General features: G+C 28.9%; 24 protein-coding genes and 1 pseudogene. 18 read left to right on the forward strand and 7 right to left on the reverse strand.

Annotation, left to right across the window (positions count from 1 at the left end; genetic code table 11):
* Positions 1-15 precede the first annotated feature (15 nt).
* Complete coding sequence (locus KHQ81_14920) at positions 16-1,152, reverse strand: site-specific integrase (GenBank protein QVK18097.1); 1,137 nt, start codon at positions 1,150-1,152, stop codon at positions 16-18.
* Positions 1,101-1,613 carry an ImmA/IrrE family metallo-endopeptidase gene (locus KHQ81_14925; GenBank protein ID QVK18098.1) on the reverse strand — a complete coding sequence of 171 codons (513 nt, stop codon included), beginning with the start codon at positions 1,611-1,613 and terminating at the stop codon, positions 1,101-1,103. The genes KHQ81_14920 and KHQ81_14925 overlap by 52 nt, the downstream gene beginning before the upstream one ends.
* Before the next feature lie 470 nt (positions 1,614-2,083).
* Between KHQ81_14925 and KHQ81_14930 the strand changes: the two genes are divergently transcribed.
* The 6 genes from KHQ81_14930 to KHQ81_14955 all read left to right on the forward strand — a co-directional run bounded on the left by KHQ81_14930 (position 2,084) and on the right by KHQ81_14955 (position 6,328).
* Positions 2,084-2,563, forward strand: a complete 480-nt coding sequence (locus KHQ81_14930) for a hypothetical protein (protein ID QVK18099.1) — start codon at positions 2,084-2,086, stop codon at positions 2,561-2,563.
* 152 nt (positions 2,564-2,715) lie between these two features.
* Positions 2,716-2,991, forward strand: a complete 276-nt coding sequence (locus KHQ81_14935) for a hypothetical protein (protein ID QVK18100.1) — start codon at positions 2,716-2,718, stop codon at positions 2,989-2,991.
* Positions 2,991-3,824, forward strand: a complete 834-nt coding sequence (locus tag KHQ81_14940; GenBank protein ID QVK18101.1) for a hypothetical protein — start codon at positions 2,991-2,993, stop codon at positions 3,822-3,824. Before KHQ81_14935 ends, KHQ81_14940 begins: the two co-directional genes overlap by 1 nt.
* Positions 3,805-4,254, forward strand: coding sequence for a hypothetical protein (locus tag KHQ81_14945; GenBank protein ID QVK18102.1), 450 nt, complete (start codon positions 3,805-3,807; stop codon positions 4,252-4,254). The genes KHQ81_14940 and KHQ81_14945 overlap by 20 nt, the downstream gene beginning before the upstream one ends.
* Before the next feature lie 773 nt (positions 4,255-5,027).
* Positions 5,028-5,591, forward strand: coding sequence for a hypothetical protein (locus KHQ81_14950; GenBank protein ID QVK18103.1), 564 nt, complete (start codon positions 5,028-5,030; stop codon positions 5,589-5,591).
* On the forward strand, positions 5,525-6,328 hold the full coding sequence (locus tag KHQ81_14955; GenBank protein QVK18104.1) for an IS3 family transposase: 804 nt from the start codon (positions 5,525-5,527) through the stop codon (positions 6,326-6,328). Before KHQ81_14950 ends, KHQ81_14955 begins: the two co-directional genes overlap by 67 nt.
* Before the next feature lie 57 nt (positions 6,329-6,385).
* On the opposite strand, the gene KHQ81_14960 is transcribed toward KHQ81_14955, so the two are convergent.
* On the reverse strand, positions 6,386-6,583 hold the full coding sequence (locus tag KHQ81_14960; GenBank protein QVK18105.1) for a hypothetical protein: 198 nt from the start codon (positions 6,581-6,583) through the stop codon (positions 6,386-6,388).
* Positions 6,584-6,911: 328 nt separating this feature from the next.
* Between KHQ81_14960 and KHQ81_14965 the strand changes: the two genes are divergently transcribed.
* The 3 genes from KHQ81_14965 to KHQ81_14975 all read left to right on the forward strand — a co-directional run bounded on the left by KHQ81_14965 (position 6,912) and on the right by KHQ81_14975 (position 10,247).
* Positions 6,912-8,252 carry a hypothetical protein gene (locus tag KHQ81_14965; GenBank protein QVK18106.1) on the forward strand — a complete coding sequence of 447 codons (1,341 nt, stop codon included), beginning with the start codon at positions 6,912-6,914 and terminating at the stop codon, positions 8,250-8,252.
* 12 nt (positions 8,253-8,264) lie between these two features.
* On the forward strand, positions 8,265-8,585 hold the full coding sequence (locus KHQ81_14970) for a hypothetical protein (protein QVK18107.1): 321 nt from the start codon (positions 8,265-8,267) through the stop codon (positions 8,583-8,585).
* A 756-nt stretch (positions 8,586-9,341) separates the two neighbouring features.
* Positions 9,342-10,247, forward strand: coding sequence for a hypothetical protein (locus KHQ81_14975; protein ID QVK18108.1), 906 nt, complete (start codon positions 9,342-9,344; stop codon positions 10,245-10,247).
* A gap of 48 nt (positions 10,248-10,295) precedes the next feature.
* On the opposite strand, the gene istB is transcribed toward KHQ81_14975, so the two are convergent.
* Together istB and istA are read right to left on the reverse strand one after the other, a co-directional pair.
* Positions 10,296-11,045, reverse strand: a complete 750-nt coding sequence (gene istB / locus KHQ81_14980) for an IS21-like element helper ATPase IstB (GenBank protein ID QVK18109.1) — start codon at positions 11,043-11,045, stop codon at positions 10,296-10,298.
* Positions 11,045-12,330, reverse strand: a pseudogene (gene istA, locus KHQ81_14985) (IS21 family transposase). Before istA ends, istB begins: the two are co-directional and overlap by 1 nt.
* A gap of 117 nt (positions 12,331-12,447) precedes the next feature.
* Between istA and KHQ81_14990 the strand changes: the two are divergent.
* A complete protein-coding gene (locus KHQ81_14990; GenBank protein ID QVK19662.1) occupies positions 12,448-12,957 on the forward strand; it encodes a DDE-type integrase/transposase/recombinase in 510 nt (169 codons plus the stop codon).
* Between the two features lie 482 nt (positions 12,958-13,439).
* Here KHQ81_14990 and KHQ81_14995 read toward each other — a convergent pair whose 3' ends face one another.
* Entirely contained in the window at positions 13,440-13,637 is a 198-nt protein-coding gene (locus KHQ81_14995) for a hypothetical protein (GenBank protein QVK18110.1), read from the reverse strand.
* A 296-nt stretch (positions 13,638-13,933) separates the two neighbouring features.
* Here KHQ81_14995 and KHQ81_15000 point away from each other — a divergent pair, with 296 nt between their 5' ends.
* From KHQ81_15000 to KHQ81_15015, 4 genes are all read left to right on the forward strand, one after another.
* The gene (locus KHQ81_15000; GenBank protein ID QVK18111.1) at positions 13,934-15,028 is read left to right on the forward strand and encodes a hypothetical protein; all 1,095 of its coding nucleotides are present in this window, start codon (positions 13,934-13,936) and stop codon (positions 15,026-15,028) included.
* An 80-nt stretch (positions 15,029-15,108) separates the two neighbouring features.
* Positions 15,109-15,672 carry a hypothetical protein gene (locus KHQ81_15005; protein QVK18112.1) on the forward strand — a complete coding sequence of 188 codons (564 nt, stop codon included), beginning with the start codon at positions 15,109-15,111 and terminating at the stop codon, positions 15,670-15,672.
* Entirely contained in the window at positions 15,606-16,409 is an 804-nt protein-coding gene (locus KHQ81_15010) for an IS3 family transposase (protein QVK18113.1), read from the forward strand. Before KHQ81_15005 ends, KHQ81_15010 begins: the two co-directional genes overlap by 67 nt.
* A gap of 725 nt (positions 16,410-17,134) precedes the next feature.
* Complete coding sequence (locus KHQ81_15015; protein ID QVK18114.1) at positions 17,135-17,323, forward strand: hypothetical protein; 189 nt, start codon at positions 17,135-17,137, stop codon at positions 17,321-17,323.
* 197 nt (positions 17,324-17,520) lie between these two features.
* Here KHQ81_15015 and KHQ81_15020 read toward each other — a convergent pair whose 3' ends face one another.
* Complete coding sequence (locus tag KHQ81_15020) at positions 17,521-19,665, reverse strand: alpha-amylase (GenBank protein ID QVK18115.1); 2,145 nt, start codon at positions 19,663-19,665, stop codon at positions 17,521-17,523.
* A gap of 235 nt (positions 19,666-19,900) precedes the next feature.
* Here KHQ81_15020 and gpmI point away from each other — a divergent pair, with 235 nt between their 5' ends.
* The 4 genes from gpmI (at position 19,901) to spoIIR (ending at position 23,713) form a co-directional block, all read left to right on the forward strand.
* A complete protein-coding gene (gene gpmI / locus KHQ81_15025; protein ID QVK18116.1) occupies positions 19,901-21,445 on the forward strand; it encodes a 2,3-bisphosphoglycerate-independent phosphoglycerate mutase in 1,545 nt (514 codons plus the stop codon).
* A gap of 16 nt (positions 21,446-21,461) precedes the next feature.
* Complete coding sequence (locus tag KHQ81_15030) at positions 21,462-22,073, forward strand: threonylcarbamoyl-AMP synthase (GenBank protein ID QVK18117.1); 612 nt, start codon at positions 21,462-21,464, stop codon at positions 22,071-22,073.
* A 113-nt stretch (positions 22,074-22,186) separates the two neighbouring features.
* A complete protein-coding gene (locus tag KHQ81_15035; GenBank protein ID QVK18118.1) occupies positions 22,187-23,089 on the forward strand; it encodes a lysophospholipase in 903 nt (300 codons plus the stop codon).
* Positions 23,090-23,143: 54 nt separating this feature from the next.
* Complete coding sequence (gene spoIIR / locus KHQ81_15040; GenBank protein ID QVK18119.1) at positions 23,144-23,713, forward strand: stage II sporulation protein R; 570 nt, start codon at positions 23,144-23,146, stop codon at positions 23,711-23,713.
* Positions 23,714-23,745: the final 32 nt, after the last annotated feature.

Below are 23,745 nucleotides of genomic sequence, written 5' to 3' on the forward strand. Positions count from 1 at the left end.
AATTGTACAACATGTTTAACTTAAGTATTTTGATGGATCAATGGTTGTATTTAATAGATTAACTGTTTTTTTATCTAATTCAATAAAATCTTGATACGTATTAACAGTCATATCTGCTTTAGCATGTCCTAGTAAATTTTGTACATCTTTTACATTTGCTGTTTTAAGATGAGTACCAAATGTGTGTCTCAGCTTATGCATTGTAAAATGCACTCCATAAGTTATTGATTTTTCATACATTGTTTTGGATACTTGGCCTGTTTTTAATGGTTTATCATCATACTTACATATAACTAGATTATGATTTTGATAGGTATTTCCTAATTTTTCTTTACATGTTTCAATATGTGATTGTATTCTAAACATCAAGAATAATAGATTATCATACATATAAATATCTCTCATTCCTGAATTTGTTTTAGTTGGGCCTAACCTGCCTTTTGTATCAACACTAGTTCTAACTTCGATGATTTTTTTATTAAAATCAACTCTGTCCCATGTGAGTGAGCATAATTCACCCAGCCTCATTCCGGTCATTATTCCTAATAATAATAAATGAATATAATAATCCATTTGAAATGAATTCAATATAGTTCTGAGTGTATCTTCATCAACAGATTTAACTTCTTTTTTTCTTGTATCCTTAAAATCAAAATCTAATTCAAGCATTGGGTTATATTTTATTAAATGCTTTTTCTTAGCTGATTTAAGTACTAGATTTAAAATATCTCTATATAGTTTTAGGGATGATATTTTTAAACCTCTCTTTTTTAATGATAGAAAATAATTGTCCAGTTCTGTTGCAGTTATTTCAGGTAGTTTCTTAGTTCCAAACTTTTGGTTAATATAGCCTAAATATTTTGTATAGTTATCAACCGTGTTAGGTCTTTTATTGTGTAAGTGAATTTCCATAAACTGCTCTGAGTATTCTTTAAAGGTTTGATTCGTTTCAATCTCAAGAATACCTAGGGCTTTTTCTGCTTCTATTTTAGCTGCAAATTTTTCTGCAGCTTTATTTGCATCACGAATTGCAGATTTAGTAGAATTTTTTGATGTGAAAGCTTTAATGTGTTGGTCTCCTTCTTGATCTCTATAATAGACTAAAAAAGATATTTTACCTTTTGCACGTTCCCTTGTTTTGATTGTTGCCACAAAAGCACCTCCGTTTTGCTTTTTATCCCCTCAAGCCTCTTTTGTGCTAATTCTTCTGTTACATAAAAATAATTAACTACAGCATCAACTGTATTCAAATCCATTATTCTATCCATCAAAAAATATGGCATCGCCAAGTACTGCATTAGTCCATTTGCTTTTAGCTCAAAGTATTTCCATTGATGTTCATTTAAATACTGATAAGATACATGCTCCTGGATGTAATGACTTAGTTCGTGCAAAAAACTAAGGTATTGTTCTTTACCAGATTTGTGTTTATTCAATATTATGGCTGCTTTATTTTTGTTAGTTAATAAAATATTACCTGCATCACAATATCTAACTATGATGTTGAATGCATTTGATAAATCATAGATGTTTAACTTGAATACTGATTTAATCCCTTTATCAATCAAGATGTTTGATATTAATATTTCCCAGTTCGTTGGTACATAACACATATAATCTCTCCCCTATAGTTCTTAATTTAATAGTACGTTTATTTATTACGCGTTATTTGTAACAAATCAAAATTTACCACGATAATTTAATTAAAATGTCTCGTGTTGTCCCTTATTAAATTGTATAACTCTTGTTGAATAGTAGGGTTGTAATATATGTGCTGTTTGAAAATATCGTGGGTTGAACTTAATGGTTGTCTTGTTTCATTAAATTTTAATCTTCATCATCCATAGCTTGTAATACTGCTTTAATTACTTTTAATTGTTCAGGGGTAACATTTGTAGCATCTTCAAAGTGGATAGAAACACCAGGTCCAAGTTCTTCTATGATCATTTGTTTTGTTTTTTCGTGATCATAAGTATCCGGATATCATCCAGTACTTGTTTAATGAAATTAAAGACTTAAAACGAGTTAATGTTCTGTTAAATGACAGAATTGAACGATTAGAGAAGAAAGGCGTGATAGAATAATGGATGTATTACACGAATTTCAAAAGTGGTATAACAATAGTGATGCAGTGTCTAACACTGTTCAAATATTAAATCTGTTAATTATTATTATCTTCATTTGGGTAATATCCTGGTTAAAGAAAAAAGCAAGAAAATTACTTGCAAATGATAAACAAAAAGTACCTGAAGAGAAAATGGATATGTTAATTGAAAACCAGGTTAAAAACAATCGAGCTTTGCAGAACGTCAATCAAATGATAATGTTATTCTCATTGAACACAAATATCAAAGATGGTACAAAGACTGATATCATTAATTTGTATAATGACATAAAGAACAATGCAATTGACTTAACAAACAAATCAAAACAACTTATTGAAAGTACTGTTGATCAAGCTAAAGAAATTGTTGATACAGCTGTAGAGAATGTGGAAGAAGTTAAAATAGAAACCAAAAGCATAATGGATAAATATAGAAAAGAACTTAAAGAGGATGAGTAGGTGATTGTATGAAAAAATATAACACCTTGAGGTTCATATTCTATTGGATATACACGTGTTTCGCAATCGGTATACCAATTATATTAGTCTCTGAAAAGTATGCCCTAGTGGTTGCAAAAAGCCAGTACAAAACTACCGGAATGGGAATCATTATGGCCATAGTTATACTATTTTATTTTCGTGGCCAATTAAAAGACATGATTGAAAACATGGATGATGGGAACGCTAAAGTATTCGCTAGAGAGTCTATGAGAGTGTTCCCTATTCTTCTCTTATTTTTTGCATTGCAGTTTGCTGAAGTACAGATGCAAAACTTTCAATTTATAGTATTATGGTCTTTTGTATCAAATCTAGTTGCGGTTGTATTCCAGGTGCAACATTATAAGTATTTACGATTAGCAAAAGAACAAAGGAAGGTGAATAGTTAATGAATAAATGGAAATGCCTTCCTTTCTTCTTCATGTATTTTATTTCATTATCAATGGTTGTGTTAATAGATTTAGTTACAGCTCAATTTTCATTAGATAGGATTGGTTCTTCAGAATACTGGTCAAACATTTTAACAGTAGCGATAGCAAATCTTTTAGTTTTATTATCATCCACTTTTTATGATGTAGATAAATTAAAGGAAACAGATAGACGTATATTAGATGACAGAAAAGAAATTAGACAGGCAATTGCTAATGATATTGATGTTGATTTTAAAGATTTTATTGTTCAAGATAACTTGAGCAGAAAAATAACATCCTGGAAGAACTACATCAATCGAAAACTTAGAAAACTAGAAAATAAAAAAGCATCTCAAAAACGAGATGCAGCAATCCAAAAGTTACAATCTATGATAACAAAAGAGTATATAGATAAATACATTGATTCTATTAAAATCAAATACTATTATATTAAAATGTCTCAGATTATATCTGGATTCCGTTCAGGAGACGAAGTAGAACGTTTAGAATCAGGATTTAATAAAGTATCTAAAGATATATTACCTAAGTTTCTATTGTCTATATCGCTTCCTATTTTCATATCCTCTTTTGTTATGGATGTTAAGGATTTTAGCCCGGTGTTATTATTGACGATAGCGTCTAAATTGGTCTCATTAATTTCTAATTTTATGAATGGGAAATCATATGCTAAAGTATATGTCAATGAAGTTGTTCTGTATAATCTAGATTACCGGATTAAATATATTGAGCGATATGTTTCTTGGAAAGCTAAAAAGAAAGCTGGTGATACAAATGAAACAACTATTATATAAAGTTATTACTAAAAAAGGAACATTGACTTTGGATCCATCAACTAAGGAAACTATATTAAATGAGTTGGAAAATATGTCTACCTCAATGACATTTATATTTGATAGAATAATTCCTGCAGATAACAAGCTGCTGATTTTGTTTGTTAATGGAGATACTGTTAAACCTTATAAATTAGATCGCATTAATAATAATAGATATAGTATTGCAATACCTCGTGAAGTGATGAAGAAAGGTCGTTTATACTTTACTGTTCATCATTATGATAAAGACTTGGTAGAACTTGCAAAGTACTCACCAGCTGGTTATCTATACATAAACAAGTCATTAGATATATCAGCTGATATGATGGAGATTAGACCTGATCTGTTTGCAGAACTATACTATAAGATACAGAAGTTAGAAGAGATTGTATATAAAGATAATACCTAGGGTTAATTCCCTGGGTATTTTTTTATTGGGTAACAGGCTAATTTAGAAAAGTAGTAGTGTTATGGTATGTTTACAAAAAAAATTAGTTCTGTTTGGTGTTGTTTTCAGATAATATTTAGTATATAATAAAAAACGTACAGATACTTGTGGTTTTAGTATTAGGCTTCCCCTATTGGATATATTAAATTTTTCAACGAGGGGAGGTAATATTTAATGTATAAAAACTTCATTGAAAACATTAGAGTGACGGTACAGATAATTTATTATTTGGCGTTGATAGTATTAATATTAAAAAAGAAAAAAAGTAACCATTAAGCTTGCAGGCGAATGGTTACAGTAAATAAATGCGTGAAATATAGGGGGAACCTATATCCACAAGTATTTGTACAATACATTATATGAAGTTATTATCATATGTAGTACAAAAATGTTTTACAATACACTTTAATGTACCAAAATGTACTACAATACTATATTAATATTATTTTGAAACTTTTTCAAGTATTTTATTATCTTTTTAGATAATTTTTTTATATTTTTATATAAATATATTTACCATTTTAATTAGATTTTTATCTAGAGTTTTTATTTTTTTATATATATTTAAATAAATTATGACTTTTCTCCTGAGGAGAGGGGGCGAAAAAATACAAAGAGTAAGTCGATAATAAAATATACCCTATAGTGTGGACACTTTGAAAAAGAAAGTGTTCCCTCTATAGGGTATTTTTGTATGTTATAATAATTTTAGTGTGTATTAAGGAGAAGAGGATATGAGCATTAATGTATTTAATGAAACAGAAATTGAACTAATAAAAAATAATCCAAATGTTAAGCGTGTGTCAAGTAAATCTATTACTTATACCCTTGAATTCAAGATTGACTTTATGCATGAATATAGAGGCGGAAAATTACCACGTCAAATATTTATTGAACATGGTTTTGATGTTGATATTATAGGGATGAAACGAATAGAACAATGTGCAACTAGATGGAAGAGACTTTATAATGACGGAGGCGTTGTTTCACTTGATGATTCCCGTAAAGATAATCGAGGAAGATATAAGCATGAAATTCAAACCGAAGAACAAGAGATTGAGAAATTAAAGGCTAAAATTGCTTTAATAGAAATGGAAAATGATATGTTAAAAAAGCTCGACGAAAGCGAAAGGAGGAATGGGAAAGAAATAAGAAAAAGTGATAAATTTGAGATGATCAAAAAGTCATCCATAAATCTAGAAGACCAGGAATACAAGATTATTTATGTAGTGTGGCAGAAGTATCAAGAAGTGGTTACTATAACTACCATTCAGAAAAATCAAAGAAGAATAGAATGAAAAAGGAACAAAATGATAAGAAAAGATTTAAACTCATCAAGGAAGTATTTGAGGTTGGAAAGAAAAAGTATGGTGCTAAACAAATTAAGATGCATTTAAAGGAAAACATGAATTTGAAGTCCATTAGAAGAATTATGAGTAAATATGGTCTAGTATGTAAAATACGTAGACAGGATCCTTATAAGCAGATGTTAAAAGCAGATCAAAACCATAGAGTACACAAGAATCATTTAAATAGAAACTTTGATCAGCAGTCTCCATATAAGGTGTTACTGACTGATATTACGTATATAAGGTATAATAATAGATTCGCATATTTATCTACCATATTAGATGGTAGTACGAAAGAATTAGTTGCTTATAAGGTATCAAATAATCTTAAAATTGACTTTGTATTGGATACAGTTAAAGAATTAGACAATATAAACTTACCTGAAAATGCCATTATACATTCGGACCAAGGAAGTCATTATACAAGTCCTAAATTCTCAAAAGAAGTGAGGTCAAGAAACTTACTTCAATCAATGTCTCGTAGAGGTAACTGTTGGGATAATGCACCTATAGAATCGTTCTTTGGCCATATGAAAGACTATATAGACTTTTCAGAATGTAAAACATTAAAAGATGTAGAACTAAAAATAGATGATTATATGTACTATTACAATCACCAAAGATATCAGTGGAAACTAAATAAGCTGACTCCTATTGAATTCAGGAATCAGCTTAAAGCAGCATAATATAATATATTCTTTTTTTCAATATGTCCTTGACATAGGGTACAGTTTAATAAAGACTTACTCTTTTTTATATTTTAAATATAACTTTCTTAAATCTAAATTCAAAGTATGGATTAAATGATATCCATAATCTATCGTCAAATCACCAATTGTAATGTCATTATCTATAACTTTCTTCCAGTCTAAACCAGTTGTTTTTTTTAGTTTATCAACTGAAATATTCTTCTCTTTTAGTATTTTTTGTAACCAGTTCATTTTATTCTCCTTTCTATAATTATATAATGAGTAGTATGAGCAAATTTATAAATATAATAAAAAGCGAGAAATAGTAGTCTCGCTCTTTTTCTGTTATTAATTTCTTCTTCAATTATTAACTTAAAGATAACTGCTAGAGGAAAAGAATAAGTTTTCTTGTAGTTAATAAAAATACATTACAAAGTTAAAAACAAATAACCCCTATCATATTTTCATATAAATCTTTTGTTAACTTATATGAATATTTATTAAAAACTCTATAAAACAATGGTTAATTATGGTAAAATTAAAATTGCATAAAATTTTTAAGAAAAAGGAGAAGTTTTTAATGAAATATTTTAAGAAGATTATATTTTTATGCATTTTTTCCATTTCTTTATCAATTTTTATTAATGAAAAAGTACATGCGAATGAAATTAATAACGATCCACTAAATGTTGATATGCCAAACGGCAGTATTGGGGATATTGGTAATGATAATGGCGGAGGTGGAGGAACTAGTGACGAAAATAATTATTTTAATTCTGCAGTAACTATACCTACACATTTTGATTTTAAAGAATCATATAGTAGATCAGATATTATAGATTATAAAGATGATTTTGATTATTTTAAGTTTTCTTCTAATGTAAGTGGATATATGAATTTTCATTTTTCATCATCCAATAATAAATATTCAATAGTTGCAAGAATATATAATGAAAACAAGGAAGAATTAATATCGAATCATGATACAACTCCTTGTGAATCATGTTCTTTTGATATTAATAATTTTAGAATTGAAAAAAATAAACTATATTATATACAAATAAACAATGGAGATTATAATACACCATACAATACATACAATTTCTCAATGACGCTTGTTGATGATTTAAATAATGAAAACCATCCTGAACCAATTAATTCAAATGTTAATATATCATCATCTATCGATTATGTTGGAGATGTTGATTATTATACATTTACAGCGAATGAAAGTGGAGTATGGGGATATAAGGTAACTGGTATTTTAAATGCTGATATATCAATAATATGTAATGATAAAGATATAAAGTATAGTAATTCGTTATATACTTATTATGGTAGTGCTAATTATCAATTAACTAATTCGGCTTTTTTTGCCTTTAAAGAAGGAGGACATTATACTATTAAAATTAAAGGTTCAACTATAGGAACCTATAGTATTACTAAAGACTATGATATTGGTATGCAAACTATCGAACTTAATAGCAAATCTTTTTCTAATAGTGTTGTATATTCTTATCCCGGATATATTGATGGATATCAGGGATATAAAATAGGTTATTTTACCACGAAGGATAAAGCCAAACTGTTTATTAACTCATTATCTTCTAGCAACCAAACTGAAATTTATGCTATTGGTTTTTTTACATTTATTGCGGGTATAAAATATCCGGTATTAGGTCCGGCAGGTTTTCTTATAGATACCTATAATTACGTCGATAATGAAACAATAGAAATAGCTATCAACTATGCAAATCAACAAATAGATGAAGTGGATAGTGAAGGTATATATATAGCCTTAAGATTAAAAAATGGTTCAGTAAGTAATTATCAAATGACTATTGGCCCATGGGACCAAAAAACATATTATTATAGCGATATCTATTATTATGATTATGGAACAATAATAGATGAATATTAGGAGGGAGAAATTATGCAATTAATACCTATCTTTAGTCTAATTTTATTTATGCTCTTATTTATTACTACAATGATTAAGAAAGAAATTAGCCAAAATAAATTTATAATTATTAATGCATTCATTATTTTTTTAACAATATGTTTAATGATTTATAATATATTTAATGAATATTCTGACAGACTTAATAATGCCTTATTTATGGGATGTACTTTAAATATTAGTGTCGTTAATTTAATTACAGTGTGGTTTAAGAAAATAAAAATACTTTACTTAATACCTTTTATAATATTTGGAATATTTGTTTTCGTCGTTATTAATATTATTTATTCCTGATAAATGGAATGAAATGCTAAAGTAATATAATAGGCTAGATGATTCTTGGAGTAATCTGTTTCTTTTCGGAGTTGTTATTATAATTTATTGTCATTAGAAAAAAGGAAGTTAAATTCTGCTCACGTCCTTTTTCCATACACCTATTGTCACCCTCGTCTATACCATAGAAGTATTCAAAGAAGCATTTTAACAAAAATAATAAAGAGTGAGAAAAAGTTATCTCACTCTTTTTAAGTTTTCATTCTTGGCGACGTGTGGTGCAGGAAAAACAGAGATTGTTTATGAAGTAATATTAACACCAATGAAATAACACTGAAGAGCAAGAAATAACTTGCTTTTTTCATTTTGTACAACATCATGGATAAAAATAGCCTAAAAATTAATTTGGTACAACATTTGTACAACATCTTTAATATCATATTTGAAAATATTGAGTAATACTAAAGGATACTATTTTACCCAACAATTCTAATTATCTTATATATATCAATACAATATTATATATGGAAAATTATGGATATACTCAACATAAATAAACATAACATATTTACCCCCCTAATCAACTATTGGTAGTGTAAAAGTTTTTCTTAAAACCAATACAAAACCTTATATATATTTTGTTTTTATTCTATAATGAGAATCCCCCCCTGTATTTTGGAGGTTGCTCGTTATATTTTTTTATCATATAAATACAAAAAGATAGATACCCCTGATATAATTAAGTCACCACAACCAACCATACAGGGGGTATCTATCATGGTTAAAATTATATCAGTTCTTTCAGTATTTTTAAAGTATTTAAACAAACTACTTTATAAATTTATTCTTTTTCTAGATTCGCACATTATTTCTACACATAGTTCTAAGTCATCTGGCACTTATTATGAACCTTTTAGGAAGTTCACTGTTGATGGTGAACCTATTATTCAGAAGGTTGAAAAGCTAGATTATCAAGAATTGTTTAATGTGTATTTTTTAAAGTACAATAAGCAATTAAAACCTGTTTCTAGAAGAAATCCATCAAAACTTGATTTCAAAGGAAATTGCCCTATTTGTGGTGCTCCTCATGATTACATATATGAAAATAATATTAAATCAAAACAGTTACTTTGTAAGGTATGTAGTCATACATTTACCTTGAATAATGATTTTCTTGAAAAGATTATTTTAAAATGTCCTCATTGTTCAAAGAACCTTGAAAGAATTAAAGACCGTAATAGTTATATTATTTATAAATGTAGACATAAGAATTGTTCCTTCTATTTAGATAAATTAAAGAAATTAACACCAGATCAATTAAAACAATTCAAAAAGAAACCAGGTAAATTTAAACTTCATTATATTTATCGTGCTTTCGATATTTACTTTGATTCCCTAGAACGTGACTCTATATCAAATTTAAATATGAAGGTTGATTTAGCCAATATCAGACATTCTAAGCATACTCTAGGCTTAATCTTAACGTATTACGTTAACTACGGTTTGTCGAGTAGGAAAACTGCAGCTATCATGTATGATATTCACCAAGTTAAGATTTCCCATCAAACCGTGATGAATTATGCAAAGAGTGTTTCTACAATGATTCGTCCCTTACTTGAAAATTACCCATATGATTTATCATCTGACCTTTGTGGGGATGAAACATATGTTAGGGTTATATAAATGTCAAGATAATAATGTACATTTTTGATCATTTAATAATGTACATTTTTAATTTTCTTCGATAAAGTAATTTTTAAGTCGATAAGATTTACCTGTAATGTTAACTACATGAGCATGATGAAGAACTCGATCAAGGATAGCGTTAGCTATTACAGGGTCTTTAAAAATATCATCCCAATTAGAAAAGTTAATGTTGGTTGTAATTATCGTACTTCGTTTTTCATATCGTCTATCTATTAGCTGAAAGAACAATTTAGAATCTTCTTTGTCGATAGGTAAATAGCCTAGTTCATCAATAATCAATAATTTGTACTTGGTAAAATGCTTGAGTCTATCGTTTAAGCGATTTTCTAACTTAGCTTTCTTTAACTGGGCTATCAAATCATGACATTTTATAAAGTAAGTTGATATACGCTTCTTCGCAGCGGATATACCTATTGATGTAGATAAGTGGGTTTTACCAACACCACTCGTTCCCATAAAAACGATGTTCTCGCATTGATGGATGAATCGATGACTCTCAAAATCTAATATTTGTTCTTTGTTTATATTTTCTTGGAAAGAGAAGTCAAAATCCTTCAATTCTTTGTAATGGGGGAATGCCCCTACTTTAACCATAGCTTTGATCATACTAGCCTCTTTATAATCAATTTCATATGTTGTTAATTTAATAAGCCCATCAACGAAAGATAGATTATTTTTATTAATAAAGTTAATAGTATCGTCTAAATGATTTTTCATTTCTTTTAATTTTAAATATTCTAAATTTGCGATTAATTGCTCGTGTGCTGTTGTCATTATTTATAACGTTCTCCTATCTTATTAAGATTTTCTTTTGCGAATTTTTGAATATCTTCATCATCAAAAGATAGAGTCATTCTGGCAATCTGTATATAGTGCTCCTCTAAATAATTCAACTTTTTACTACTTAACGAGTGTATTGTCACCAAATTTGTGTTAGAATATATGTGAATTTGATTATCATATACCTGCAGTTGAAGTGTACGGTTCATATATTTAGGTGGTACTGAATATTGATTACCCTTATAACTAATCATTGATGATGAGTTTACTTTCGCTGTTATGGTTTTAATCAAGTATAGATTTCTTATCGTGTCTCGTGGAGGGGACTGTAAGAAATCTTTTTCATTTTGTAGGCCAAATAGTGGAATCATATCATAAGCTCTATGTAACCTACTGTTTTCTCTGTTGTTTATTTCTTGTACCTTTTTCACTAATTGTTCATAATTTAAATCACCACTATATGCTTTTAATTCATCTAAAATTTTCATAGGGGATTCAACCTTTGCTTTTGTATTTGGTCTGCCTGCGATACAGGGTTTAACTTCAAATCCATAATCATTAGCGAATTGTTGAAATTTATTATTTACTTTTCCTTTTGAATATTCAGTTCTTGGTACATCCATTACTGTTTTCATATTATCAGTTAGTATTTCATGAGGTACACCACCAAATGCTTGAAATGCTTCGTCTATGAAGTTAAACAGTATGTCTTGAGATTTAGTTAATGATAATCTATAAACTCTAAACCTTGAGTAACTCAGTAATAAAACGAATATATTGATTGTGATGACTTCTCCTGTATCAAGCACGAAATTCATTGATTCTTTCCAATCTAGCTGTGCTTGTTGACCTTTATCTGTTTCATAACGTATAACTGAAGGTGCTTTGATAGCACTTTTTTCTTTTGATCAAAGTACTCTTGAAATTCTGGTGTTTTACTTATATATCGCCTAAATGATGATTCAGCACATTTTAGTCCATAATTATCACTAAGATACTGCCAAAGCACTTTTTTATATTCAAAAACTTTTATTTTATCATTGAGTAAATCTTTAATTAAGTAGTAATAATCATCTACTATACTTGATCGTTTTCTATTTTTAGACTTCTCATAACCATTAATGTACTTACTTATCGTTCTTCTATCAACATTTAACTCTCTTGCTAATCGACTTTTATTTACCTTTAAGTTTGTTGTTTCCATTAAATTCTTTAATACCTTCAAATCATTTAATTTCTGTATTTCTATATTAGTATCTATTTCATAGTTTAGTATCATAAGTTGTCCTCCCATTGATTAACTATGAAATTATACTATATTAACTGTACATTTTAAAGTGATCACTTCTGTACATATCTATCTTATCATTTATAGGTTAAGGGGAAGAAGCATTATATCTTCTTCTTCTCAGATAAAATTAAAAAGATTATTACTTCTTATCAAGTTTTTAGTAAACGTGATACTTTTTCAGCAGTCGTTTCACTATATCAAACATTCAAAAAATACACTGAACTACCTAAGAATTTGAAAGTAGTTGTGGATGGTAATCCTATTTACAACGTTGCATGGTCATACTTTAAAAGCATGAACATAAATTTCGATTTATTTCAAGTTATAGGACTCACTAATAACACGGAAACAGACAAGGATTATCGTCCATTTAAACAAGTAACTGAGCGGTTAAATAGAACTTTCAAAGACGATTATATCCAAATGAACGGATTTGGTAATATCAAGAGCGCTAATGCTTATATGGTCTTGTTTACAACGTTTTTTAACTTTCTAAGACCACATAAATCGTTAGGTTATAATCCGCCTGTTAAGTTAGAAGAATTTGATGATTTACCTCATATGCCAAGCAAATGGCTTTCTCTAATAGATATGAGTTACTCTTATATAAACTAATTCTTAACTAAGGAGTATCTCTATTTAAGCGTATTTGAATATGCTTTTTTTTATTTACATAAAATGCATAGTACGATTAAACTGAGTATTGTAGTCCAACACACTACAAATTCAGTTCTTTTTATTTTTGATTATAGAGTTTTTATGTGTTTTCATAATTTATTTGACACTACCCAACTATTTATTTATACAAAGAGAACTCGGAATTTTCCGAGTCCTTTTTGTGTTTAGGCACTATTTAGACACTACAAATATTTTATCCATTTTTTCTTTTGTATTTTCTTTATATTCATTTAAACCTATTAGAACCAAATGTGTGTATTACCTTATGCATCGTAAAATTAGTGGTACAAATGAAAGTAAATATTTATTTCCATAATGTACGATTAAAGCTATATTTATTATCCCTCAGGAACTAATCGAAGAGTGGAACAAATTTCAAAAGTAAAACAGTCCAGGTTTTACTGGACTGTTAATGTTGACTACTTTTTAGGAATATAATTACCCTTAATATGGTTATATTCTAATTCAACTATTTTTTTGAAAATAACTTCTGTAAAATCAGCAAGTTTTTGAGGAGTTTCTAAATAAATTCTTCCTGCTCCATCACTAATAGAAGACAAATGTGCCTTTACAATTTCAACTGTCGCTTCTAATTTGGTCATTTCCTTTTCACTCATCGTTCTCACTCCACTTTCTTAAATATATTTGATAATTTCATTATACTATTTATTTGTCGCAAAAAAAAGAAGTATGTCTATAAAATTATAAAGGAGTTGGTATTATGCCAACTGTCATTTCTGAACATCAAGATGAGTATAACTCTTTACACCACACGTGACCTATACAGGTGTAGTAGCAAGGTGGTGTATTATTGTTGACATAATAATGAAAATACATTTGTCGACAATATTCGACAAGGGTAAATTATGGTAAGTGATACAATCAATTTGTAAACGAATAGGAGGATTTTATTATGAAAAAAATGCTAATGTTTCTATTTAGTGCTTTTATTTTGTTTTTCACATTACAATCAAAAGATCAAGAATACACCATTACAAGGGGAAGTAGTGAGAGTATTGGTGATGCGGATATAATTGGGGAAAATGAAAATGATACATCTACTAAGGATCATCCAGGAACTATAGATTACAATGAATTTGAAGAAGAAACATATCAACAAGTTCATTTTAGAAAAAATGATGGTGTAAAATACTACACAAATCATAGTTATAAAGATTATTCACTTTCTGGAACAATAGATTATCCTGGAGATGTGGATTACTATAAAATTAGTATACCAACAAGCAAGTTATTAAAATTTGTTCATACTCCTAAATATGATATAAGATTACTTGATAGTCTATTTAGACCAGTTTCTTTTTCATATGATATAGAAAAGAAAGATGAAAATGGGAAGAATATCAGCATTGAAGATATCTTTGGTTTATTGAGTAATCAGGAGCATTTGAGTAATGTGGAATATATACTAGAAGTAAAACATCATGATAAAACAATTAGATCAGCTAATTACAACATATTGATTACTGACTTAATATATGAACCAGAGATAGCATTAAATTATGATGACAGCCAAATAATTCATAAAGATGAATTGGCATATAAACCAAAGAATAAGATGATATCATATAAATTTGAAGATAATCATTGGAAGCATCATGATACTGGAGAATCTGTTACGACTGGAATAGTTGAAGATTTTTATTTTGATGATTATAGAAGTGCAATAAACTTTGCCAGAGATTTACAAGTAACAATGCTTGCAACTATCCAAAATCTTTTTAGAATGGATGGAAGCAGGCATACTTCAATAATAGATCAAGTCCATTATTTTGCTAGAGAAAATAATGATGGGAAAGTACATATTAGAATATATACTTACAACAATTATGAACATGATGAAGATGGTCATTTATATAAACAGGGTTCAAGAACCGATATAGAAATAACAAAATGGGATGGAGTAATTATTGATTATCCTATCTATTCTGATTGGTTGAGAAATGATCATTTCGAATACACTGATCACACAATGTTACCATATGAATAAATAAATAATTAAATATTTAAAAAAGTATCTGTATTTTTGTATGTTATAATAATTTTAGTGTGTATTAAGGAGAAGAGGATATGAGCATTAATGTATTTAATGAAACAGAAATTGAACTAATAAAAAATAATCCAAATGTTAAGCGTGTGTCAAGTAAATCTATTACTTATACCCTTGAATTCAAGATTGACTTTATGCATGAATATAGAGGCGGAAAATTACCACGTCAAATATTTATTGAACATGGTTTTGATGTTGATATTATAGGGATGAAACGAATAGAACAATGTGCAACTAGATGGAAGAGACTTTATAATGACGGAGGCGTTGTTTCACTTGATGATTCCCGTAAAGATAATCGAGGAAGATATAAGCATGAAATTCAAACCGAAGAACAAGAGATTGAGAAATTAAAGGCTAAAATTGCTTTAATAGAAATGGAAAATGATATGTTAAAAAAGCTCGACGAAAGCGAAAGGAGGAATGGGAAAGAAATAAGAAAAAGTGATAAATTTGAGATGATCAAAAAGTCATCCATAAATCTAGAAGACCAGGAATACAAGATTATTTATGTAGTGTGGCAGAAGTATCAAGAAGTGGTTACTATAACTACCATTCAGAAAAATCAAAGAAGAATAGAATGAAAAAGGAACAAAATGATAAGAAAAGATTTAAACTCATCAAGGAAGTATTTGAGGTTGGAAAGAAAAAGTATGGTGCTAAACAAATTAAGATGCATTTAAAGGAAAACATGAATTTGAAGTCCATTAGAAGAATTATGAGTAAATATGGTCTAGTATGTAAAATACGTAGACAGGATCCTTATAAGCAGATGTTAAAAGCAGATCAAAACCATAGAGTACACAAGAATCATTTAAATAGAAACTTTGATCAGCAGTCTCCATATAAGGTGTTACTGACTGATATTACGTATATAAGGTATAATAATAGATTCGCATATTTATCTACCATATTAGATGGTAGTACGAAAGAATTAGTTGCTTATAAGGTATCAAATAATCTTAAAATTGACTTTGTATTGGATACAGTTAAAGAATTAGACAATATAAACTTACCCGAAAATGCCATTATACATTCGGACCAAGGAAGTCATTATACAAGTCCTAAATTCTCAAAAGAAGTGAGGTCAAGAAACTTACTTCAATCAATGTCTCGTAGAGGTAACTGTTGGGATAATGCACCTATAGAATCGTTCTTTGGCCATATGAAAGACTATATAGACTTTTCAGAATGTAAAACATTAAAAGATGTAGAACTAAAAATAGATGATTATATGTACTATTACAATCACCAAAGATATCAGTGGAAACTAAATAAGCTGACTCCTATTGAATTCAGGAATCAGCTTAAAGCAGCATAATATAATATATTCTTTTTTTCAATATGTCCTTGACATAGGGTACAGTTTATTATATGGATACTTTTTTCATTATAGGAGCTGAATGCTAGGGCTAAACTAAACAAGAAATGTTTGTGAAGGAATACTTAATAGATTTAAATGCAACTTAGGCGTCTTAAATAATCATTATCTATAGAATAATTAAAAATAAAAATTATTAGTAATAGGGTTAATATGATAAATATCAAATATTTAATTACTACTAATATATTAGTAATTATGAGTACTTTTCTTGATATAAGCCATAGATTATTAATAATAAATCCTGAAATATAAAGAATAATTTAATAATATGAATTTATATTTATTAATACCATAGATAGGCATAATATAATAGATATTAAAAGCATAAATATTATATCTGAATTTTATCCTAGCATGTGTTTATATTTATAATAGTGCTGATGGTACTTCACCATGGTAAGATAAAACTCATCAAGAATTGGAAGACAAGAAACGACATAATCATGAAATGTTTTATGAGAAAATAAATATATGAAGTATTTAATAATTGTCATTTATATACATGATTTTTTTTGCGTTAATGGTATTGATAGTAATTTACACAAACTTAGGTGCTATTGATACTTCTTATTCTGATTGGTTTAGAAAGTGAGATGATATGAAAATGATACAACAACATACTGATGTAATTCTAAAATTAAAATCATATCTAGGTGAGATTGATGGATAGATTAATCATTATCGTTGTTGCTGTATTGTCGTTTTGTTTAGGAATGTTATGGAATTATACACGTTGGCGTATATCAGGGAAAATTTACGAACGAGCAAAGGTAATTTATACTGAAAATATCGAGTTGAGATTTGAAAATGCATTTCTTAAACATGAATTGGAAGAAAAAAATGAAATTTGAAGTAGAAAAGAAAGGGTTTAATAATGATAGTGGAATTTTAGTTTATAATGAAGAACTAAATGAGTTAATGTAAATACTCATACAAATAAATCAATTATAATCAGAAATTAAATGCAATAAAAATTTTATTATTAAATTATAGTCTATCCCAGTTTTATATAGTTTTGTATTAAAAACAAAGTGAGCTTTTCTAATATCTATATTTTAATAATTTTAACTTCTGATGGTTTTAAGTATAGGTTTAAGTTTAAATTATAATCAAAATCATATAAATCTCTTGCCGGTTCATATTGGGAATAGAGTTGGTTTGCTTTTCTGGTATAATTTTTTGCTGCTTCTCTTATTTGATACAGGTTTGCCTGGCAATAGGTATCATGGTAAGGGTCAGTATTAGCGAAAATAAGTAGGATGTTATTGTTTTGTTGATCTATTTTATGTGGTTCTACATAACCAAAACCAATACAATTGATGCTCATATGTTCAAAACCAATCGGATAATAATTGTTTAAATCGACCATTGTATCAATATATTGTTTCCTAATCCTTGAAACAATATCTAAGTTATCAGCGATATCCCAACGCATATGATTTAAGTAATGAAAAGCATATTTATCAAATAAAGCTAGTTTACCATAAAAAGGATCATTTTGATCTAAAAGATATCTTTCATTAGGTCTAGCATCTAGACCAATATTCATTGGTTGTAGTTCATATACTTCTTGTCCAGAATTAATAAATGGAATAGCATTAGGGACAAACATATTTAATATGGTTAACATTTTCGCTGCATTACGTCCTCCTTTGCGAGCTGCTAGGCGTGGTGTATCATGTGTCTCACCACAAGCAAAAAGAGGGCATGATAGATGGTGTACATCGTATAAAAAAGCATGTAATCGACGATCCTGAAATCTTGGTTCCTCTGTAAAACCAGGTCCAATAATCATATTATAACCTGATTCACGTGCTTTTTGGGCGTTAGATGATTCTAGTTCTTCTGCGATAAAACAAAAATTAGGATCAATTTGACGTGCTTTAGATAGAATCATATCTAATAAGTCATTTGACAAGGCATGTCCCATATCAATTCTAGCGCCATCAATTCCAAATTTGCTTTGATAATAAGGAATCACATTTGACAGAGTTTCCCAAAGTTCTATATTAGGCTGATTACCCTGATAATAGTTATTTTTTATGGTATCAAACAATATATAAGGTGGAATAACTTCATCACCAACATGTTTTTTTAACTCTTTATGGGTTAATACTGGATGATCTAAATACATTCTAAAGAAAGTCACATCCGTCCAAGGTGGTTGTGGGTCATTAATGTGATCAGAAAAAGCTGGTGCAATTTGAATTCCATATGACTTTTTAATTAACTCTAGAAATGATTGATTTGGGTTATGTCTGTATTCCTCTACAATTAGTTCATATTTTTCAGAGTCTAGTGTTTTTGGATCAAAACTAAATTTTCGAATGTGTTTCCATACATGGTGTGATTGATAAACTTGTTCTAAAAATTGTGGTTTTGGAGATAAAATAGGTCCTAATGAAGGGACCGAAGGTGGAAAATAGTCATTGTATTCTTCACATTTAATCCAATAAAACCATTCTGGGTGATCTAAAATTAAATCATTTTCAACCGCATTTGTACGGGGGATGATATCAATCATTACTTTCATGTCTAGTATATGACAGGCTTCGACAAATGCTTGAAATTCATCATCAACAGTAAAGTTATCTCCACTAATTGGGTCTTTTAAATTAGGATCTAACTCAAATAGATTAGAAACACCATAAGGAGAACCGAGTTCTCCCTTTTTATCTTTTAAGGAAAATTTAGAGATTGGTAACATGTAAACTACATCAACCCCCATTTTTTTTAGTAATGGAAGTAATACTAATGTTTTAATAAATGTTCCAGTTTCTTTTAATTGATAGAGATTACTATGATCTAATTGACCACTTCTGTCATGATCCCAAGAAGTAGATGCACGAATCATCATAGAATAAACAACACTTTTTTTTATCCAATCTCCCCCAAGATAGGAATAATCCTTGGAATGTTCAATTGGAAATATTTGATGAATTGGTTGACTGTAATCAATATTTTTTTTAGCTTTAGGTAAAATATAAGATTTAATGACTTCATGATAAAAGTGATAAGGATTGACAATTAGTTCACCCCAAGGTGTTTTGGTTATTTTCTTTTCATCATAATCCCATGCATTCCATAAGTCAGGAACGGTATAATTATAAACTTGCTTCGTTTTAATTTTTGGTTTTAAAATATTTAATAATTGATTTAATTTACTAGTTTGATTTCTATTGGTTTTATTCATGATTTTAAAGGTAACTCCCTTCGTGTATAATCTATTTATGATTAAGAAATATTTTAAATGTTTTATAAGATTGATTCTTGTATAAACATTATATAGTGTATGTAAATTAAAAAAAAATAAACAATATAACTATACGAGAAATATAACGTTTACATAATGATAAAATAGGCTTTTATCTTGTAAAAAGCAAGTTATAAATGTATACTATTAACTGTAATAAGGAGGTTTGTTTAAAATGAATAATAATTTAGTAGCACTCATTATTTTAGATGGATTTGCATATGGACCTAAATATGAAGGAAACGCGATAGATTTAGCGAAAAAACCTAATTTTGATCGACTAATTGCTGACTATCCTCATTCAACTTTAAATGCTAGTGGTGAGGCAGTTGGATTACCAGAAGGACAAATGGGAAATAGTGAAGTTGGTCACTTAAATATTGGTGCAGGAAGAATCGTGTATCAATCATTAACAAGAATAAATAAGTCAATAAAAGAGAAAAGTTTCTTTAATAATAAAGAATTTTTAAAAGCCACTGATTATGTAAAAGAACATCAATCAAAATTACATATTTTTGGTTTATTATCAGATGGTGGAGTACATTCACATATTAATCATATAATTGCTTTAATTGAAATGGCAAAGCAACAAAATATAGAAAAAGTTTATGTTCATGCATTTTTGGATGGTAGAGATGTACCACCTAAATCAGCAATTGGATATGTTGAATCATTAGAAAAGGCAATGAAAGAAATTGGTTTAGGTGAAATCGCAACGGTTTCAGGTCGTTATTACGCGATGGACCGTGATAAAGACTATGAAAGAACACAACTTGCCTATGATGCGATGACTTTAGCTCAAGGACTTAAATTTAATAGCGCCAAAGAAGGAATTGAAACTTCTTATGAAAAAGGTATTGTGGATGAATTTGTTGTTCCTTTTGTGGTTAAAGAAGAAGGAATGATTAATGAACATGATGCGGTTATTTTTGCTAATTTCCGCCCAGACCGTGCAATTCAAATCGCAACTGCTGTTTCTAATCCAGATAATGTAGCGAAATATGCCAAAGCTGGTAAAGCAGTGCTTGATGCTTCAAAAGGTCCTCGTAATGTATGTTTTGTTTGTATGATGCATTATGCTGAAAGTGTAAAAGGTGAAGTTGCATTTGGACTACAAGATTTACATAACACATTAGGAGATTATGTATCTCATATAGGATTAAAACAATTAAGAATCGCAGAAACTCAAAAATATGCACACGTTACATTCTTTTTTGATGGAGGTATCGATAAAGAAATTCCAGGATCTAAAAGAGTCCTAATTGATTCTCCTGCAGTAGCGACTTTTGATTTAAAACCAGAGATGAGTGCATTTGAAGTGACAGATGCGGTATTAAAAGAATTAGATAGAGATGACTTAAATATGGTCATTTTAAATTATGCTAACTGTGATATGGTTGGTCATACAGGAGTTATTCCTGCAGCGGTCAAAGCAGTTGAAGCTGTTGATACCTGTTTAGGTAAAGTTGTTAATAAAATTGTTGAAAAAAGTGGCGTAGCGATTGTTACTGCTGACCATGGAAATGCTGAAAAACTAATTGCTGAAGATGGTAAAGCTTTCACTGCTCATACAACAAACCCAGTACCTTTAATTATTACTGAAAAGGGAATAGAAATTCGTGAAGGTGGTAATTTAGGAGATATCGCACCTACGATGTTAGAAGTGTTAGGTGTAGGTCAACCAAAAGAGATGACTGGTAAATCTTTAATAAAAAAATAACTTATAAGGTGATTTTATGGCTAAAGTATATCAAACTAATATACTTAAAGAGGCATTATTAAATTATAAAAATACTGATATTATTGCGTTTCCAACGGATACAGTCTATGGAATAGGTGCTAATTTATTTAGCATCGAAGCAATTAATAAAATATATCAAACAAAACACAGACCAGGCCATAAGCCCTTAGCTGTTTTATGTGCAAATAAACAACAGATTTTACAAGTGGTAAAAGAAATCCCTCCGCAAATGGAGTTATTAATTAATCATTTTATGCCCGGTGCTTTAACGGTGATACTACCAAAAAAAGAGGAAGTACCTGATTTTGTAACAAGTAACCTTCCAACAATTGGTGTTAGAATACCTAATCATAAGATTGCATTAGAAATCCTTGAAAAAGTTGGACCCTTGGCAACAACAAGTGCTAATCTATCTGGTAATAAGAGTCTAAATGATGCTAGTGATGTCATTAAGCGACTAGGCGATAATATAGATATTATTATTGATGGGGGGAAAACGGATATTCAGATACCTTCAACTGTTGTCACGATTTTAAATGATGAAATAAAAATTATACGTGAAGGATCAATAGAAAAGGAAATGATTCAACAAGTATTAAATAAATAGATGTTAAAAAAACAAATATCACTAAGGTATTTGTTTTTTTTTCTGTTTATTAATTTGAATCAGGTGATGTTTGTATGCTAAAATAGGAATAATAAATAAAAAGGAGAGATAGTATGAGTTTTAAGTTGATAGGTGCGGATGATCTTCAACTATATGTGAATGATTATGTAATTGATAAAATGAAAGGAATCGTATTGTGTATCCATGGGATGTGTGAACATAGTAATCGATATGAAGATTTTGCTTTATTTTTAAATAAAAACGGATATTCTGTATACACTTATGATCATCGTGGTCATGGTCAATCTATTTTAATGAATGAAAATAAAGGTTATTTAGGAATTGATGGTTTTAATAAGATGGTTTATGATATGAATGTCGTTGTTTCTTATATTAAAGAGAAATACCCTAATGAAAAAATATATTTACTTGGACATAGTATGGGTTCTTTTGTGACACAGCGATACATTCAATTATATGATAAAGCAGATGGTGTTGTCTTAAGTGGTAGTAACTATGGTACCAAGTCCTTAAAAGCAGGTCGTTTGATGAGTAAATTAGCTTGTATATTTAAAGGGGAAAGAAAAGAGGCTAAGTTTCTAGAAAAATTATCATTTGGTAGTTTTAATAAACATTTTGTTCCTAATCGTACTGCTTATGATTGGTTAAGTCGTGATGAAAAGATGGTAGATCTTTACGTTTCCGATGAAAATTGTGGATATACTTGTACATCTCGATTTTATTATGACTTCTTTGGAGGGTTACTACAATTAAGTAAAACCAAAAATATGGAAAAAATAAATCCTCAATTACCTATCTTAATCGTTTCAGGAGATCAAGATCCCGTGGGAAATTATGGTGAAGGGATCAAAGCATTATATCGTGTTTTAAGAAATCATCTATCTCGTGTAGAATTTAAATTATATAGTGGCGCTCGCCATGAAATACTAAATGAAACAAATAAGAATGAAGTTTATCATGATATTTTAAATTGGTTAACAATGATTGAAGAATAATTGAATATTTTCACCTACTTTATTTCATAATGAGTATGAAAGGTAGGTGACTATATGCGTCGCGGAATCACATTGTTAGTTTTATTGTTTGGGATAATTATTAGCATGAACGATAAAATTAATTTTGCTCAATCTAAAAGTTCAAATATACCAGAGGAAGCTATTCGGTTACGCATAATTGCTAATAGTAATGATTCATTTGATCAAGAAATTAAATTAAAGGTTAGAGATGAAGTTATTCAGACGATTTCTCCTTTAGTCAAAGATATTAATGACCCATATGAAGCGCGTCTTGTTATCTATGACAATTTAGAAGAAATTAAGTCTACAGTTGCAAACGTCCTTAGTGAGAATGAAGTGGATACTAATTACTATGTTGATTATGGAGTAACTTATTTTCCAAAGAAAGTTTATAATAATAAACTATATCCTGCTGGAAAATATGAAGCTGTGTATATTGTTTTAGGTGAAGGGGAAGGCGACAATTGGTGGTGTGTCTTATTTCCGCCATTATGTCTTGTAGATTTAGCTACAAATAATGGGGACTATCCTACAGAAGACACAAATATATCATATTCTTTTTTGATAGTTGAAAAAATAAAAGAATTATTAGGTTATAAATAGGAAGTGCTTCTCATATTCTTTAGGGGGAGGGA

Source organism: Mycoplasmatota bacterium (assembly GCA_018394295.1).
Lineage (GTDB): Bacteria > Bacillota_I > Bacilli_A > Haloplasmatales > Haloplasmataceae > JAENYC01.